The sequence below is a fragment of the Kitasatospora nipponensis genome, from assembly GCF_039528135.1.
Lineage (GTDB): Bacteria > Actinomycetota > Actinomycetes > Streptomycetales > Streptomycetaceae > Kitasatospora > Kitasatospora nipponensis.
This window is the reverse complement of sequence record NZ_BAAALF010000024.1, coordinates 1-13,922: the sequence shown is the minus strand read 5'-3', so window position 1 is coordinate 13,922 and position 13,922 is coordinate 1. Positions and strand designations below refer to the sequence as shown.

11 protein-coding genes and 5 pseudogenes are annotated in these 13,922 nt (G+C 69.0%); 7 read left to right on the top strand and 9 right to left on the bottom strand.

The features are described 5' to 3' along the window. Window positions 1–43: 43 nt before the first annotated feature. A complete protein-coding gene (locus ABD323_RS09885; protein ID WP_344440892.1) occupies window positions 44–2,854 on the bottom strand; it encodes a glycosyl hydrolase family 95 catalytic domain-containing protein in 2,811 nt (936 codons plus the stop codon). Window positions 2,855–3,251: 397 nt separating this feature from the next. Between ABD323_RS09885 and ABD323_RS09880 the strand changes: the two are divergent. Together ABD323_RS09880 and ABD323_RS09875 are read left to right on the top strand one after the other, a co-directional pair. Next, window positions 3,252–3,422, top strand: a pseudogene (locus ABD323_RS09880) (family 1 glycosylhydrolase); the annotation flags it as partial. A 564-nt stretch (window positions 3,423–3,986) separates the two neighbouring features. Then, window positions 3,987–4,324, top strand: a pseudogene (locus ABD323_RS09875) (uracil-DNA glycosylase); the annotation flags it as partial. 561 nt (window positions 4,325–4,885) lie between these two features. Here the strand turns inward: ABD323_RS09875 and ABD323_RS09870 are convergent. Beyond that, window positions 4,886–5,758 (bottom strand): helix-turn-helix transcriptional regulator, encoded by an 873-nt coding sequence (locus tag ABD323_RS09870; protein WP_344440891.1) that lies wholly within the window; start codon window positions 5,756–5,758, stop codon window positions 4,886–4,888. Window positions 5,759–5,947: 189 nt separating this feature from the next. Between ABD323_RS09870 and ABD323_RS09865 the strand changes: the two genes are divergently transcribed. Continuing rightward, on the top strand, window positions 5,948–6,709 hold the full coding sequence (locus tag ABD323_RS09865; protein ID WP_344440890.1) for an SDR family oxidoreductase: 762 nt from the start codon (window positions 5,948–5,950) through the stop codon (window positions 6,707–6,709). A 134-nt stretch (window positions 6,710–6,843) separates the two neighbouring features. Here the strand turns inward: ABD323_RS09865 and ABD323_RS09860 are convergent. After that, a pseudogene (locus ABD323_RS09860) lies at window positions 6,844–7,026 on the bottom strand (site-specific integrase); the annotation flags it as partial. On the opposite strand from ABD323_RS09860, the pseudogene ABD323_RS09855 reads away from it, so the two are divergent. Continuing rightward, window positions 7,012–7,323 (top strand): annotated as a pseudogene (locus tag ABD323_RS09855) (Tn3 family transposase); the annotation flags it as partial. The pseudogenes ABD323_RS09860 and ABD323_RS09855 sit on opposite strands and share 15 nt — an antisense overlap. Window positions 7,324–7,487: 164 nt before the next feature. On the opposite strand, the gene ABD323_RS09850 reads toward ABD323_RS09855, so the two are convergent. Beyond that, window positions 7,488–8,120, bottom strand: coding sequence for a hypothetical protein (locus ABD323_RS09850; protein ID WP_344440945.1), 633 nt, complete (start codon window positions 8,118–8,120; stop codon window positions 7,488–7,490). A gap of 171 nt (window positions 8,121–8,291) precedes the next feature. On the opposite strand from ABD323_RS09850, the gene ABD323_RS09845 reads away from it, so the two are divergent. Next, a complete protein-coding gene (locus tag ABD323_RS09845; protein WP_344440889.1) occupies window positions 8,292–8,735 on the top strand; it encodes a hypothetical protein in 444 nt (147 codons plus the stop codon). A gap of 47 nt (window positions 8,736–8,782) precedes the next feature. Here the strand turns inward: ABD323_RS09845 and ABD323_RS09840 are convergent, their stop codons facing one another. Continuing rightward, window positions 8,783–9,775 carry a transposase gene (locus ABD323_RS09840; RefSeq protein WP_344440888.1) on the bottom strand — a complete coding sequence of 331 codons (993 nt, stop codon included), beginning with the start codon at window positions 9,773–9,775 and terminating at the stop codon, window positions 8,783–8,785. A 133-nt stretch (window positions 9,776–9,908) separates the two neighbouring features. Next, the gene (locus ABD323_RS09835; protein ID WP_344440887.1) at window positions 9,909–10,835 is read right to left on the bottom strand and encodes an SDR family NAD(P)-dependent oxidoreductase; all 927 of its coding nucleotides are present in this window, start codon (window positions 10,833–10,835) and stop codon (window positions 9,909–9,911) included. Window positions 10,836–10,944: 109 nt separating this feature from the next. On the opposite strand from ABD323_RS09835, the gene ABD323_RS09830 reads away from it, so the two are divergent. Further along, window positions 10,945–11,610, top strand: coding sequence for a TetR/AcrR family transcriptional regulator (locus ABD323_RS09830; protein ID WP_344440886.1), 666 nt, complete (start codon window positions 10,945–10,947; stop codon window positions 11,608–11,610). Here the strand turns inward: ABD323_RS09830 and ABD323_RS09825 are convergent. Continuing rightward, on the bottom strand, window positions 11,596–11,817 hold the full coding sequence (locus ABD323_RS09825) for a hypothetical protein (protein WP_344440885.1): 222 nt from the start codon (window positions 11,815–11,817) through the stop codon (window positions 11,596–11,598). The two genes, ABD323_RS09830 and ABD323_RS09825, sit on opposite strands and share 15 nt — an antisense overlap. A 14-nt stretch (window positions 11,818–11,831) precedes the next feature. On the opposite strand from ABD323_RS09825, the pseudogene ABD323_RS45960 reads away from it, so the two are divergent. Continuing rightward, window positions 11,832–11,957, top strand: a pseudogene (locus ABD323_RS45960) (transposase family protein); the annotation flags it as partial. 1 nt (window position 11,958) lies between these two features. On the opposite strand, the gene ABD323_RS09820 reads toward ABD323_RS45960, so the two are convergent. Together ABD323_RS09820 and ABD323_RS09815 are read right to left on the bottom strand one after the other, a co-directional pair. After that, window positions 11,959–12,909: an NAD(P)-dependent alcohol dehydrogenase gene (locus ABD323_RS09820; protein WP_344440944.1), complete on the bottom strand. Its 951-nt coding sequence runs from the start codon at window positions 12,907–12,909 to the stop codon at window positions 11,959–11,961. Window positions 12,910–13,010: 101 nt separating this feature from the next. Further along, window positions 13,011–13,796, bottom strand: coding sequence for a GNAT family N-acetyltransferase (locus tag ABD323_RS09815; RefSeq protein ID WP_344440884.1), 786 nt, complete (start codon window positions 13,794–13,796; stop codon window positions 13,011–13,013). Window positions 13,797–13,922 lie beyond the last annotated feature (126 nt).

Sequence of the window (13,922 nt, the reverse complement as noted above, 5' to 3'; positions counted from 1 at the left end):
GTCCACCGTGACCGCCCGCCCCGGCACCGCCCCGTGGCCGCTGTCAGGCCGGCAGGACCTGCCAGTGCTGGCTGATGCCGCCCGTGTCGCTCTGCTGCTGGATGCCCGCGCCGTCGGCGGTGGAGTCGCCCGCCACGCCGAGCACCTTGCCGCTCCGGACGCTGAGCAGCTTGACGTAGCCGCCACCCGCGTCGGCCAGCCTCCACTGCTGGTTGGTGCTGTGGAGCGGGGTCCACTGGATGATCGAGGCACCGTCGGCGGTGGTGCCGCCGTTGACGTCCATGGCCAACGCCGAGTGGACATTGGTGAGTTCGAAGCCACCCGCGCCGATCGGGGTGAGCCGCCAGCGCTGGCTGTCGGAGGGGCGGTTCGTGTCCTGCGCCAGGGCCGTTCCGGCGGAGACGGAGTTGCCCGGCACGTCGATCACCTTGCCGCTGCGGCGGTTGACCAACTGGAACACGTCGACCGGGGTCAGGGTCACCGAGCCGCCGGCCGGCACGGTGACGGCCTGGCTCCAGGCGCCGGCCCGCACGGTGGTGGCCGCGCCGTGGACGCTGTGCAGCGTCACGGTCGTGACCTTGCCGGCGCTCCACGCGAGGTCGACGGTGCAGCCGCCGCGCACGCCGACGCCCGTGATGCGGCCGGCGGCGGCCCAGGCGGAGGGCAGGGCCGGCAACAGTTCCACCAGCCCTGGTCGGGAGTGGACCAGCATCTCGATCATGGCGGTGGGGGTGCCGAAGTTGGCGTCGATCTGGAAGACGCTGCCGCCGTACTGGTCGAACATGTTGATGCTGCTGCCGTTGTTGCCGCTCACCGCGGGCTTGAGCACGGTGAGCACCAACTGGTACGCCTTGTCGGCGTTCTTCAGCCGTGCCCAGCACAGTGCCCGCCAGGCACAGGCCCAGCCGTAGCTCTGCATGCCCCGCGCGGTGAGCAGGTTGGTGGCTCCGGTGACGAGTGCGGCGGGGCTGGTGGAGGGGTCGATCCGGTCACCGGGGAAGAGCCCGATCAGCGGGGAGAGGTGGCGGTGGGTGGTGTCGCCGAGGTTGGCGTCGGTCATCCACTCCTCCAGCCAGCCGGTGGTCGCACTGACCCTCGGCAGGTAGAGGCGGGACTGGAGGTCGGTGACGGTGGCGGCGTAGGCGGCGTCCTGGCCGAGCGCCGCGGCGGCGGCGCGGTAGTTCTGGAAGAGCTGCCAGACCAACTCCTGCGCGTAGGTGATGCCCAGGGCGTCGGTCGGCCCCTGCTCGGGCGACCAGTCGTGGTCGTCCACCAGCACCTGGGAGCTCACTGCGGTGACCGGGTCGGTCACCGTCGTGGTGACGAGCCGGGCCTCCCAGAACTGGCAGGCCCCCTTCAGCAGCGGGTAGATCCGCGCCAGGTACGCCTGGTCGAGGGTGAACTCGTAGTGCTGGTAGAGGGAGTTGCTGATCCAGGCGTTGCCCGCCGGGTGCCACCACCAGCCGGAGCCGCCCCAGATGTTGGTGGAGATGGCCACCGTCCACCCGGCGATCCTCCCCGAGGTGTTGCGGAAGCCGTTGCGGGGGTCGTTGAACAGCGCCCGGGTGGTCGCCTGCCAGCCCGGGTACTGCGCGAGGCAGTAGTCGGCGAAGGCGTCGAAACTGCCGGGAAGGCCGGCCCGGTCGGGCAGCCAGTAGTTCATCTGGACGTTGATGTCGGTGTGGTAGTCGCTCATCCAGTCCGGGCTGTTGGTGTCGATCCACAGGCCCTGGAGGTTGGTGGGCAGGCTGCTCCGGGAGCCGGTGATCGTCAGGTAGCGGCCGAACTGGAGGTAGGAGGCTTCCAGTTCGGGGTCGGGCGCGGAGCCGGCGGCGGCGCGGGCGGCGAGCCGCGAGGGGGTGTCCATCGCTCGCTGGGCGGCGGTGGAGGCGCCCAGGTCGACCGTCATCGTCTGCTGGAGTGACTGGTAGTCCGCGACATGGGTGGCGAGCAGGGAGGCTCCGGCGACGGCCGCGCTAGCCGCGGCCTTGCCGCGCGCGACGGCGAGCGGGTCGAGCGAGGCGTCCTGGTACCCGGTGGCGGAGTCGGTGGTGTAGTTGGTGCCGCCGCTGACCAGCAGCACGACCTCCTGGCAGCCGGCGAAGGTGACGGTCGCGCCGGACACGCCGACCGTGCCGGTGGCCGAGGCGGCCTTGGCGGTGGTGGCGTACTTCAGGCCGTTGGACAGGGCGGTGCCGAAGGAGACCGTGCCCGTCGACACGTCGGCGGTGACGCTCTCCCCGCGGGTGCCGGCGAGGGTGAGATTGCCGGTGAAGGTGCCCCCGCCGCTCTGGCTGAGGCGGATCACGAGCAGGTCGTCGGGGTGGCTGGCGAAGACCTCGCGGCGGTAGGTGACCGCGCCCAGCTGGTACGTGGTCGTCACCAGGCCGTTGCTCAGGTCGAGCCGGCGCTGGTAGCCGGTGATCGCGCCGGCGGTGTGGGCGGGGAGGTTCAGGTAGGCCTTGGCCAGCATCCCGAACGTGCCGAAGTTGCCGCTGTCGTAAGGGAACTGGCCGTCCGAGCCGAGTGAGGCGTTCGGCCCGCCGGTCCACAGGGTGGCATCGGAGAGGACGAAGGCGTCGTGCGAGGGATCGCCGGTGGTCATGGCCCCGAGGCGGCCGTTGCCCACCGGCAGGCCCTCCTTCATGACGGCCGCCTCGGTGGTGGGGGAGCCGTACCAGAGGGCGACGGCCTGGGCGTCCGGCACCAGGGTGGGCGTCGGCGGCCGGACGACGTCCGCGTGCGCCGTGAAGGTCGGCAGGGAGCCGAGCGCGAGTGTGGTGCCGAGACCGATGGCCGCGCGCAGGACTCCGCGACGGGACGGCCGCTCGTTCGGCGTCTGGGAAGGGGGCATGGTGAAGTCCGTTCAGAAGGGGTGGGGGAGAGGCTGCTTCTGTGCGGGGCGGTGCTGTGTGGTGCCTGCCGTGCTGAGGTGCGTCTCGTCGCGGCTGTCCCGACGGTGCGTCACGGTCGGCTGGGCGATCTCGCGAGTCCCGGCGGCCTGGCCGATCGTCCTAGGGCCGACCGTCGGGTCACTTTCATCGGATGAATCAGGGCCCGGGGTGGCGCGTGTCCCAGAGATTACGAGGATATGTCAGCGCGTGGCAAGGATGTCATCAGATGAATCTGCGCCGCAGCCGTCCGCCGAGACGCTGGACGGGGGAGTCGGCGAGGATGTCGCCCCTGGCGGTGTCGGCAGTGCGGGTCACTAACATGAGCAGCCCTCGTGTTTTCTGAAGGGGGCTGGGGAGATGGCGAATCGACGCGACCTGCCGGCAGGCTTCCGCTGGGGTGCTGCTACGGCGGCGTACCAGGTCGAAGGGGCGGTGGGGGAGGACGGTCGCGGGGCTTCGATCTGGGACCTCTTCGTGGAGCGCCCCGGGGCGGTGAAGGACGGGCATACGGGGCGGGTGGCCTGCGACTGCGAGGATCGGTCGAGGTGGGGCTGCCCCGAGCCCGATCCCGCTGCGCCAGTGGTCGGCAGGCCAGTAGCCCGTGCGGCCGGACGATGCTGACGGGCCGGCGGGGATCCGGTCCCTCGGGTGCCGTCCCTGGTGCATTTGTTGGGTCCCGACAAGGACTCGTCGTCAGCGGCGTTGGCCCACGTGATCGGCCAGCCAGCAGGACGCTGACGTTGACCTCGTCTGGGCGGCGCATTCCGCTGCTCCCGCGGGATCTCCAGGTGGCGGGGTGGGTGTTCGTCCCAAGTCGGCAGGGGCGGGAGGGGTGCCAGGCCCTCCACGTGGGCGGAGCGACTCCCGCTCGAGCCCGAACTGCCACCGCTCACGCGAGAGTTCCGAAAAATCACTGGTTTCGGAGTGGAGGCTGACCGACGATGATGACCGTGGCGGAGTGGGCGGAGCGTTGGGTCGAGGGTGCGCCCGTCTTTCCCGAGAGCGCGCTCCGGGAGCTTCTGGGTCGTCTGGGCGACGGGGAGCAGGACGAGGAGTAGTCACTACTGCCCTGCGGCATGCGGGAGGTGCACGGTGACTGCGAGGCCGTTGCACGAACTCGTCGACCCGGGCCGGGCGAAGGCCCTGGAGCCGGTGGCGGATCGGATCGCCGCGATGGGGGAGTTCCTCCGTGCGGAGGTTGCCGGGGGCGGACGTACCTTCCCGCCGGCGCGACCATTCTTCGGGCATTCCAGTAGCCCTTCGACGAGGTACGGGCCCTGATCATGGGGCAGGACCCATACCCCACCCCGGGCATGGCGATCGGTCTCAGCTTCGCGGTCGACCCGCAGGTGCGGAACCTGCCGGGCAGTCTCATCAACATCCATCGTGAGCTGGGCCAGGACCTCGGCTTCCCGCCGCCCAGCAACGGTGCGGATTGGCCGGGTCGGCCGTCCGCCAGAACTTGAACGCCTCCACGTCGGCTGCTACCGCTTGCTGCCAGTCTCGTCCCCGTACAGCCAGGAAGCTCAGCCACAGCCACAGCCACAGCCACAGCCACAGCCACAGCCACAGCCCGAGCGCGTAGGCGTACTTGCGCCAGGTGTCCGGGCCCCGCGACGTCATCGGGTTCGTCGTGAAGAACGCGTTCACCCGCGCGTCCGGTCTGCCGCCGGGGCCAGCAGGAACGGCTGACCGGGACGTCGACCGTGAGCGCGCTGCAGTTCCGGCAGCCCGCAGGAGAACTTCACCGCGATGGGATCGGCGAACTGCTGCCAGCGGCGCCCGGGATCGGCGAAGCACACCCGCCAACCCGACGAACACCCTTGGTGATCGCTGCCACAACGTAGCGTCAGCAACGGGCCGGTACTCCTTGCAGCTCCCCGAGCTGCCCGGGGGCCCGCGGCCTCGTGATCAGGGCCCCGGGCGATCGCGCGGGTGACGAACCCGTGGCGCGCGCCTTCTGGTTGCGACGCCGGGACGGCGCGTGTTCCTCAAGGTGTCTCCGCGTGCGGGGTGTCCGCCGGCCTGTCGTGCACCGTGCTGGCGGACCCGGTGTGTGAGAGTGCGGCGAGGAGCTGCAGTTTCTCGTCGCTGTCGCTGTTCTTGTCGGGGTAGTAGACGACGAGGATGACATCGTCGATGGGGAGTTTGTCGCGGTGGAGGCGTAGTTCACCGACGACGGGGTGGTGGACCGTGGTCGTGCCTCCGTCGAGGTTGCGGACGTCGTGGCGGGCCCACAGGGTGCGGAACCGCTGACTGGACAGTGCGAGTTCTCCGACGAGCTCGACGAACCGGGGGTTGTCGGTGTCGTCCCCGATGGTGGTGCGAAGGGTGGCGATGAAATCGGCGGTGGCTTTCGTCCAGTCCTGGTGGAAGGTTTGTTCCTCAGGATCCAGGAGGAGAGAACGCAGCCGGTTCTGGCCGGGCCGCAGCCGGGGGGAGAGCGCGAGGGCCATGGGGTTGGAGGCCAGGACATCGAACGCGCGCCCTTCGACGAACGCGGGGACCTGAAGGTGAGCGAGCAGCTCGTGCACCCGCGCCGGTACGTGCTCGGGCCGCTTGCGGCGCGGCGCCCTGGGGCGTGCCGCCGCGAGGCCGAGCAGATACGTCCGTTCGGTGTCGCCGAGCTGCAGGACACGCGCGAGTGATTCGAGCACCTGGGGTGAGGGGTTCTTGTCGCGGCCCCGTTCCAGGCGTAGGTAGTAGTCGGGGCTGATTCCGGCGAGCAGGGCGACTTCCTCACGGCGCAGGCCGGGCACGCGGCGGCTGCCGCCAGGCGGGAGTCCTGCCTGCGCCGGGGAGACCAGCTCACGCCGGGCACGGAGGTAGCCGCCGAGCCGGCTACCGGATTCCTCGTCCTTCATACCGACACCGTAATGCGGTGCGCGCATCGCAGAGGGGGCCCTGACAGGACCAGGGAAGACGGGGGCCCTGCCACACCTAGCGAATGCCGTCAATACTGCGATGGCGCTGTTTCGAACGAGACAGAGAGCATCACTGTCTGCGCCGCGGGCCTGAACGCAGGCGGCGCTCGGGACTGAAGGGAAGACCTCGTGGATCTCTCCAACCGCACCGTTCTGATCGTCGGCGGAACCTCGGGTATCGGGCGAGAGCTGGCCCGGCGGTTCGCTGCGGCGGGCAGTACCGTGGCCGTCGGCGGCCGCAGCCCGGAGGCACTCGCGGAACTCGCTGGCGAAGGCTTCGGCACGATCAGCATCGACATCACCGAAAGTGTCTCCGTCGCATCTGCCCGTGATGACGTGCTCGCCCGGTACCCCGAGCTGGACACCGTGGTGACGATGTCGGGGGTCATGCTCCTGGAGGACCTGCGCGACCCCGCGCACTTCGAGGTGGCAGAGACGACGATCGACACCAACCTGCTCGGCACCATCCGAGTCATCGACGCCTTCACCCCGCATCTGGTCCAGCGGGGCGCCGGCACCTTCATCACCGTCACCTCCGGAATCGCCTTCCTGCCGTTTCCGCCCATGCCCAGCTACGCCGCCTCGAAGGCCGCAGTGCACGCCTACTCCGAGGCGCTGCGCGCGCAGCTCGACGGCACCGGTGTCGGCGTCGTCGAGCTCGTCCCCCCGGCCGTCGCCACAGCAGGCCAGGAAAAGGTGAACCCGCACGCGTTGCCGCTCGACGACTTCGCCACCGAGGTCATGCACCTGCTCTCGGAGAACCCCACCCCGCACGAAATCCTCGTGAAGGGCGTCCTCATGCACCGCTGGGCCGAGCGCGACGGCACCTACGACGACCTCGTCGCACGGCGCTCCCAGGCCCTGGCCATGCTTCCCAGTCGCGAAGGCTGACGCCCTTCCCCCGCCGGCAGCCTCCTCGCTCATCGCCCCCGAGCGGCCGACGGGCAGCCACGCGTCCTGGACACGAACGGACCGTCCCTGCGACCCGCTCTGCCGGGCGACGGCGGTTCAGCAGCGGACGTCTCCGGGGCGAGTGGACTGGTGAGTTCGGCGATCGCCTCCGGGGAGGGCTTGAAGTAGCGACGGACGTTCTCCGGCTTCTTGTGCCGGGACTTCGCCATCAGCACCAGCGCCGGGGCGCCCTGCTCGCCGAGGTAGGTCAGGGCAGAGTGGCGGTAGTCGTGCAGGTCCCAGGGCCACCCCACCCCGCTGGGGCAGGCGTCGCCGAGTACGGGCGGATCGCCAAGACCGAGCACCTGATGCGAATGGTCGACCCGGTCGACGACACCTACCGCCGGCAGATGAACCGGCAGGTCACTGGGCAGGAGTCCCGGCACAAGCTCGCCCGCGACGTGTGCCACGGCAAGCGCGGCACCATTTACCTGGCGTACCGCGACGGGAAGTACATCGATGCCGCCGTCGCCCAGCTCCGCGCCGGGGGCCACGAGATCAGGGACGAGGACATCGCCCGCCTCTCCCCGCTCAAGCACCGGAACCTCAACGTTTATCTGGACAAGTTGCAGGTCCGATATTGGCGAACTGCCGCCTGACGGCTGTCGGCGTACACCTCGAAGTGCCCAGCCGGTGCACGCGAAGATGCTCACCGCGGCACGCACGATGACTGTGCCGGGCCCGGTCTTCGTCGGCCGGCGGAACCGGGCCCGCTGCATTACTGCTCCGGCGGTACGGCCAGCGCGGGCAGGTCGAGAGCCCGGGCGAGGGCGGCGGTGACCGGAGCCCAGTGGCCGGGCAGGTGCTGAAGGACCCAGTCGGCGGCCAGCGCGAGGAAGTCGGCCAGGTCTCGCTCGGCACCGGTGAGCAGGTGGCGGAGTTCGGTGACGGACAGTTCGATCCCGGGACTGTCGCTCTGCTCGGCGTTGACCGTGAGCCGGATGGTGTCGCCGAAGCGCTCCGCAACCGGTGACACGGGGTCGTGGCCGAAGCCGAGCAGGCCGCCGCCGTCGACGAGCCGATACCAGTCGCGCCAGTCCTCCAGCCCGTCGCAGCAGCCGGGCAGGAACGTGATGCCGGTGGAGTTGTCGGTCACCCGCAGGCCGCCGGCCGCGAAGAGGTTGTCGAAGGTCAGCAGTCCGTGAAGGAAGGAGTCAAGCGGGTCGGAGGGCCGGGGCGGGCGGTCTCCGTCGGGGTCGATGTCATTACAGCCGGCGATGCGCATCACCGCTGTCCCGACCTCGGCGGGCGAGAGCTCGCCGCTGAGGGGCAGGAAGCCGAACGGCTCGGCCTCAGCGACAGGCCAAAGGTCGAAGCCGTCGGGGGTGTTGATCTCCAGGACGGGCTGCATCACGATCACCCGCCGAAGTGTTCCGCATCCCCCGCCCGTGACGCCTCCCGATTACGCCGAGCATCCTCGTCTCTGCCGAGCCTGAAACGGCGCGGGAGCTGAGCACCTTCGGCCGTACCACCCTGGGCAGGTACAGGTGTACGCCGACAACGGCTGTGGCAGCATGCGGCCATGCCCTTCCCGCACCCCGACGGCGACTACGCGATCACCGTGATGTACTCCGTCCCGGACGACGCCTGGTATCTGGAACTGCACCTTGTCGCCGATCAACGAGCTCTTGTGACCGCCGTCGTCCCTGACGAGGACCCGGTGCGGGAACCGACGCTGTGCTTCGACCCCCAAGGTGGACACCTGGACATCCCGTACCAGGTCATGCGCTGGTTCATGGATCAGGTCGAGGAGGAGATCCGAACGTCTCGCGCCTGGATGCGGTTGCGGCCCGAGCTTGTCGAGGTCATCCACAAGCTGCGCCAGGAGTACCTGGGTGCCATCGATGATGACGACTTCCCCCGTGTCCTGGCGGAGGTGCGCACCGCTGTCCCAGCGGCCGACCTCCCCGACGTCCTCGCGTCGGCCTTCGGGCGGAAGCCCGACGGCACCCCCGTGGGCACCTGACCTCGTCGCGACGGGACGGGCATCAATGAACCGGCCCGAAGACGAGATCACGCATCCCCGAGCGTGCCTGAGGCAATGGACTCGCCGAGTTCCGCGAGGAGTTCGCAGATCCGGCCGGAGAGCGCGGTGTGCCGTTCGACCTCACGAGGCCAGCCGCGTTCGACCGCGTCCTGGACCAGCTCGTGCTCGCGGACCAGCCGCTCCCGCAGTCGCGGAACGTACTCGCCGGTGGTGAAGAACTTCGAGCACCGCAGGTAGAGGTCGCATTCGCACGGTCCTTCGGCCGGGGTGCGCAGGCAGTGGCCGAGTTCGAGTTCGGTCTTGAAGAAGTTGGTCTTCAGCCAGTGGACGGTTTCCTCGCCGAGCTGGCTGGCCAGGATTGCCTCGGCGGCCGGGCCGGCGATGCGTCCGCCGGCGGCGATGACCTTTTCGTACTGCTCTTTGAGTACGGGGTCGCTGATGTGGGAGTAGGTCGCTGACATCTGCGCGCTGCGGTGGCCCAGGATGGCCATGATGGGCTGGATCTGGGCGCCGCCCTCGGCGAGCTGGGTGCCAACGGAAGGCCGGAACCTGTGGGCGGTGACTGTGTGGTTGCCGTCGCCGTCGAGGAGCCCGGCCTTGCGGCAGGCGATCTGGTGGGTCAGGAAGCCCTCGATGTGAGCTCGGGTCAGCTCCGCGAGGCTCCTCTCCGCCACCCACCGGCGCGGGACGACGCGGAACCGGGACAGGTCGTCGGTGCGTTTGACGATCTCCACGACCAGGGCGAGCTTGGTCTCCGCCCAGGTGATGAGGTCGCCGGTGTAGCCGCTGTCGGCCCAGATCCTGTGCAGGAGACGGAATTTGGCCTTCGGCGCGGGGAGCATGTCGGCGGCGGTGGCCCGGTCGCCGGCGTCGGCGGGCGTGACCAGGATCATCAGGAGCAGGCCGGGGGTGTCAACGACCAGGTGTCGCTTGCGGCCGTTGATCTTCTTCGCGCCGTCGTAGCATACAAAAGCGGCAACAGGATCTCCTTGCGGCTTTTCGGTCTCGACAACCTCCAAGCTGCACCGAGGCCCTGTCTTCATGCGCCGACAACGCCGAGATCACCCGAATCGGGAACCCGGGAACACTCGTGCTGTTCCCAAGTCCCGTGTCGGGTTTGCGGATCGCTTCTCAGTTGGTGATGGCCGGTCCCTACTGGATCTGGTTCTGCTGGGTTTGGGCGGCGGGGAACATCACGCCGGTGAGGTCTTCGGAGACGGCCCACAGCCGTTGCTGGACGGCTGTCTCGTACGACTGCGCGCTGGAGGTGGCCAGCTGAGGGTGACCCTTGATCTCAAGGCGTCCGCCGGGGCCGTAGTACTGGCCGCCCAGCACGGCGGGGTCGGCGGCGGCGCGTAGGGTCGGCAGTGCGCCCATCGCCGGGGTCTGGGTGACCAGCGGCGCGAGCCAAGTGAGCGGAAGCCGGATGGCCGCAGGGCTGTTACGGACCAGCTCGGTGCTGGACAGGCCGGGATGTGCGGCCACCGCGACGGTGGTGCCCTGCGAGGCGAGCCGGCGCTGCAGCTCGTAGGTGAACATCAGGTTGGCCAGCTTGGACTGGCCGTAGGCGCCGGCCCGGCTGTACGAGCGCTCCCATTGCAGGTCGTCGAAGTGGATCGCGGCCCGGATGCGGTGGCCGGTGCTGCTGACCGTCACCACGCGCGAGCCGGGCACCGGCAGCATCAGGTCCAGCAGGAGACCGGTGAGTGCGAAGTGGCCCAGATGGTTGGTCCCGAACTGCATCTCGAAACCGTCGGCGGTCGTCTGCTTCGGGGTGTACATGACGCCGGCGTTGTTGATCAGCAGGTCGATCCGGTCGTACCGGGATCGCAGGTCCTGGGCTGCGGCCCGGACGGAGTCGAGCGAGGTCAGGTCCAGCGCCTGCACGGTCACCTCGCCGTTGATGCGGGCCGCCGCCTTCTCGCCCTTCTCGACGTTGCGCACGGCGAGCACCACGGAGGCCCCGCGTTCGGCGAGCGCCCTGGCGGTCTCGAATCCCAGGCCGGTGTTGGCGCCGGTCACGACGGCCACCCGTCCGTGCTGGTCAGGAATACGTGCGGTCGTCCACTCATCGCTCATGCCAGACTCCCAGCCGCTGAAAGTACCGAAGGTATCTTGTGTCTCGGACGCTAAGGTACCGTCGGTACGATGTCAATGTACCGATGGTACGTAATCTAGACTGGGGAACGTGACTTTCCAGCGCGCGCGAACAGAGGAACAACGGACGATCCGCCGGCAGGCGATCCTCGACGTGGCGTCGGCCATGCTCGACGAGATGCCGGTGGCCGCGGTCACCCTCAACGAGCTCAGCCGCCGGGTAGGGCTGGCGAAGCCGAATGTGCTGCGCTACTTCGAGTCCCGCGAAGCGGTGCTCTTGGAACTGCTCGACCGCTTCTTGCAGGAGTGGCTGGCAGAACTGACAGAGGAGTTGGCCGCCGCTCTCGACAACGATCTCTCCATGACCGAGCGAGCGGCAGCGGTGGCCGAGGTCCTCAGTCGCTCGCTGTCCGGCCGGGTGGTGCTGTGCGAGCTCTTCGGTGCACAGGGCAGCGTTCTCGAGCACAATGTCTCCGTCGAGGTTGCGGCCCGCCACAAGCGCGCCTCCCTGACTCGCCTGACGACCATGACCGACCTGCTCAGGACGCACCTATCGGAGCTGGGGGAGAACGCCACCCTGTTCAGTCTGCAAACCATGGTCATGGCCGGGGCGCTGTCGGCGTACAGCACCCCCCCGCCCAGTCTGCAGGCGGCTTACCAGGCCGAGCCCGACCTGGCCCGCTTCCACCTGGACCTGGAGGACTACTTGAAGCAGGCCTTGACCGCAACTCTCCTGGGTGTACTACCCCGCCGCTGAGAACGACGCATGTGCGGCTGTACCGCTGTTCCCCAAGACCGAGGGCTGGCTCGCGTGCTGGCGCAGCGCGGCCATCTTGGTGTCGAACATCGCGGTGGCGTCGACGATCCGATCGGCCCGCAGCGGGCCATCGAGCGTGAGGGAGCTGTAGGAGTCGCAGGTGTGGAAGCGGCCCGCGACCTGACCCGCCGGACTGCCGGAGGACACCGTGACGAGGCCCTCGGCCAGCTGGGCGCGGACGGAAGGAGGGCATGGCGCCGACTCATCGGCTCGTGTTCGTCGACCGGGTGAGCGCCACGCTCATCCACCTGCGTCACGACCTACCCCACGCTGTTCTGGCTCGCCTCTTCATCCGGACACCATGACCACGTGCTTGCCCGCGACGCCACCGCGCTCGAACGCCTCGTGCGCCGCGGCGATGTCCGCGAGGGGGTACACGCTGTCGACCACCGGACGCAGTGCACCCGAGGTGACCTGGTCGGCCACGTCGCCCAGCACGGCGCTACCCGGGTTGGCGCTGAAGGTGCGGATGCGGCGGGGACCGTGCACGCTCGACACGGCGATCGCGGCCAGGGCCGACAGGGACAGTCCGACGGTGACCATCCGACCGCCCTTTGTCAACCGGCTCCGGTAGCAGTGCAGTTCCGTGCCGACGGTGTCGACGATGACCTCGAACGGGCCGATTCGGTCCGAGGTGGTGGAGCGGTAGTCGAGGACCTCGTCGGCACCGAGTCCGGTGAGAAGCTCTGCATGGCGGTCGCGGGCCAGCGCGGTGACATGGCCGCCCATCGCGTGTGCCAGTTGCACGGCGGCGGTGCCGACTCCGCCGGCCGCGCCCCGCACCAGGACCCGTTCCCCGCCAACGACGTGCACGCTGTCACGCAGCGCGATCAGCGCTGTGGCGCCTGCCACGACCAGGGAGGCCGCGCCGACCGACGAGAGTCCCGCCGGAGCGTGCGAGATGCGGTTCGCTGCCACCGTGACGTACTCGGCCGCCCCCGCAGTGACGTGCCGCTGCCGGGGGTGCACCATGCCCCACACCCTGTCCCCGGCCCGGTAGCCCTGGACGTCGGCGCCGGTCTCGACGACGGTGCCCGCGAAGTCCAGCCCCGTACCGATCGGGAACCGACATCCCGACACCATCTTCAACTGCCCCGCGCGGAAGATCACATCGTGGCCGTTCACGCTGGTCGCCTCGACCGACACCAGCACCTCGCCCGCACCGGGAGCGGGACGGTCGACCTCGTTGACGAGCAGGACGTCCGCCGCACCGTAACTCATGATCTGAACGGCCCTCATGTCGCTGTCCTTCCGTGACCGACAGTGGTGCCTCTGATGCCGGACCCCGGACGCGACATCACGGTCGTTTCTCTCTTCGTAGGTTTGGGGCGCAGTTCTGGTCACAGCCCGGATGGCGGCGAATAGAGCACGACTTCGCTCACCTGCGTGAATCCCAGCCGCTGGTAGACCGGCGCGCCCAGGGCACTGGCCTGCAGAGTGCAAACGAGTGCTCCATGCTGGCGCCCAATGACCATGGCCGCCGCCGTGAGCGCCGCGCCTACGCCTCGCCCACGATACGTGGGATGTGTCCCGACCCAGTAGACACCTGCAACACCGTTGCTGATCAGCACGGCCGATGTGGCCACCGCGCGACCGTCAATTCGCCCGACCAGGCGGATGAGGCGGCCGAGATCGGTGCGGAGGCTGGATTCGGCGTCCACTACCAAGGCCCGAAGCGTGTGGCCGACTCCGAAAGACGACGCGTAGGCATCGACGTAGTCCGTCACACTGTCCGGTCCATCGACGCGTTCGATGATGAGGCCGGCGGGCGAAGGCGGTGCAGACAACTGGTCGAGTCGGACTGCCATGATTGGCATGCTGCCGTTGCGGCTGTAGCCGCGTTCCCGTAATGCCTCCGCCACGCCGGCGTCGCTGTCCGGGCCAACCCACCATCGCCAGGGCAGGTTGGCCAGTTGCTGCTCAGCATCAGCGGCCGCCTCGGGAACACTGCGACCGCTGAGCCTCAGGACACCATTGAGCAGTCCGTGCTGGAGGCCACTGCGGTAGACGACCAGATCATCCTGGATCGAGTCGGATCCGCCCCAGGCGAGCCAGTGGGCCCGAAGATTAGCCATTTGCGGAGAAATGTCATGAAGAGAAACCGCCTCCGGTTCAGCCGTATTCACGATTCCACCCCGAAGCAAGCAGGCCCTGCGTTTCGGATGGGTTGACTGAGAGCTCGTTCTCCACAGTGCGTGACTCGGGCGCCGGCCGGAAGCAGGTTGTGGGCGTGTCGGCCCTGAGGGACGCCC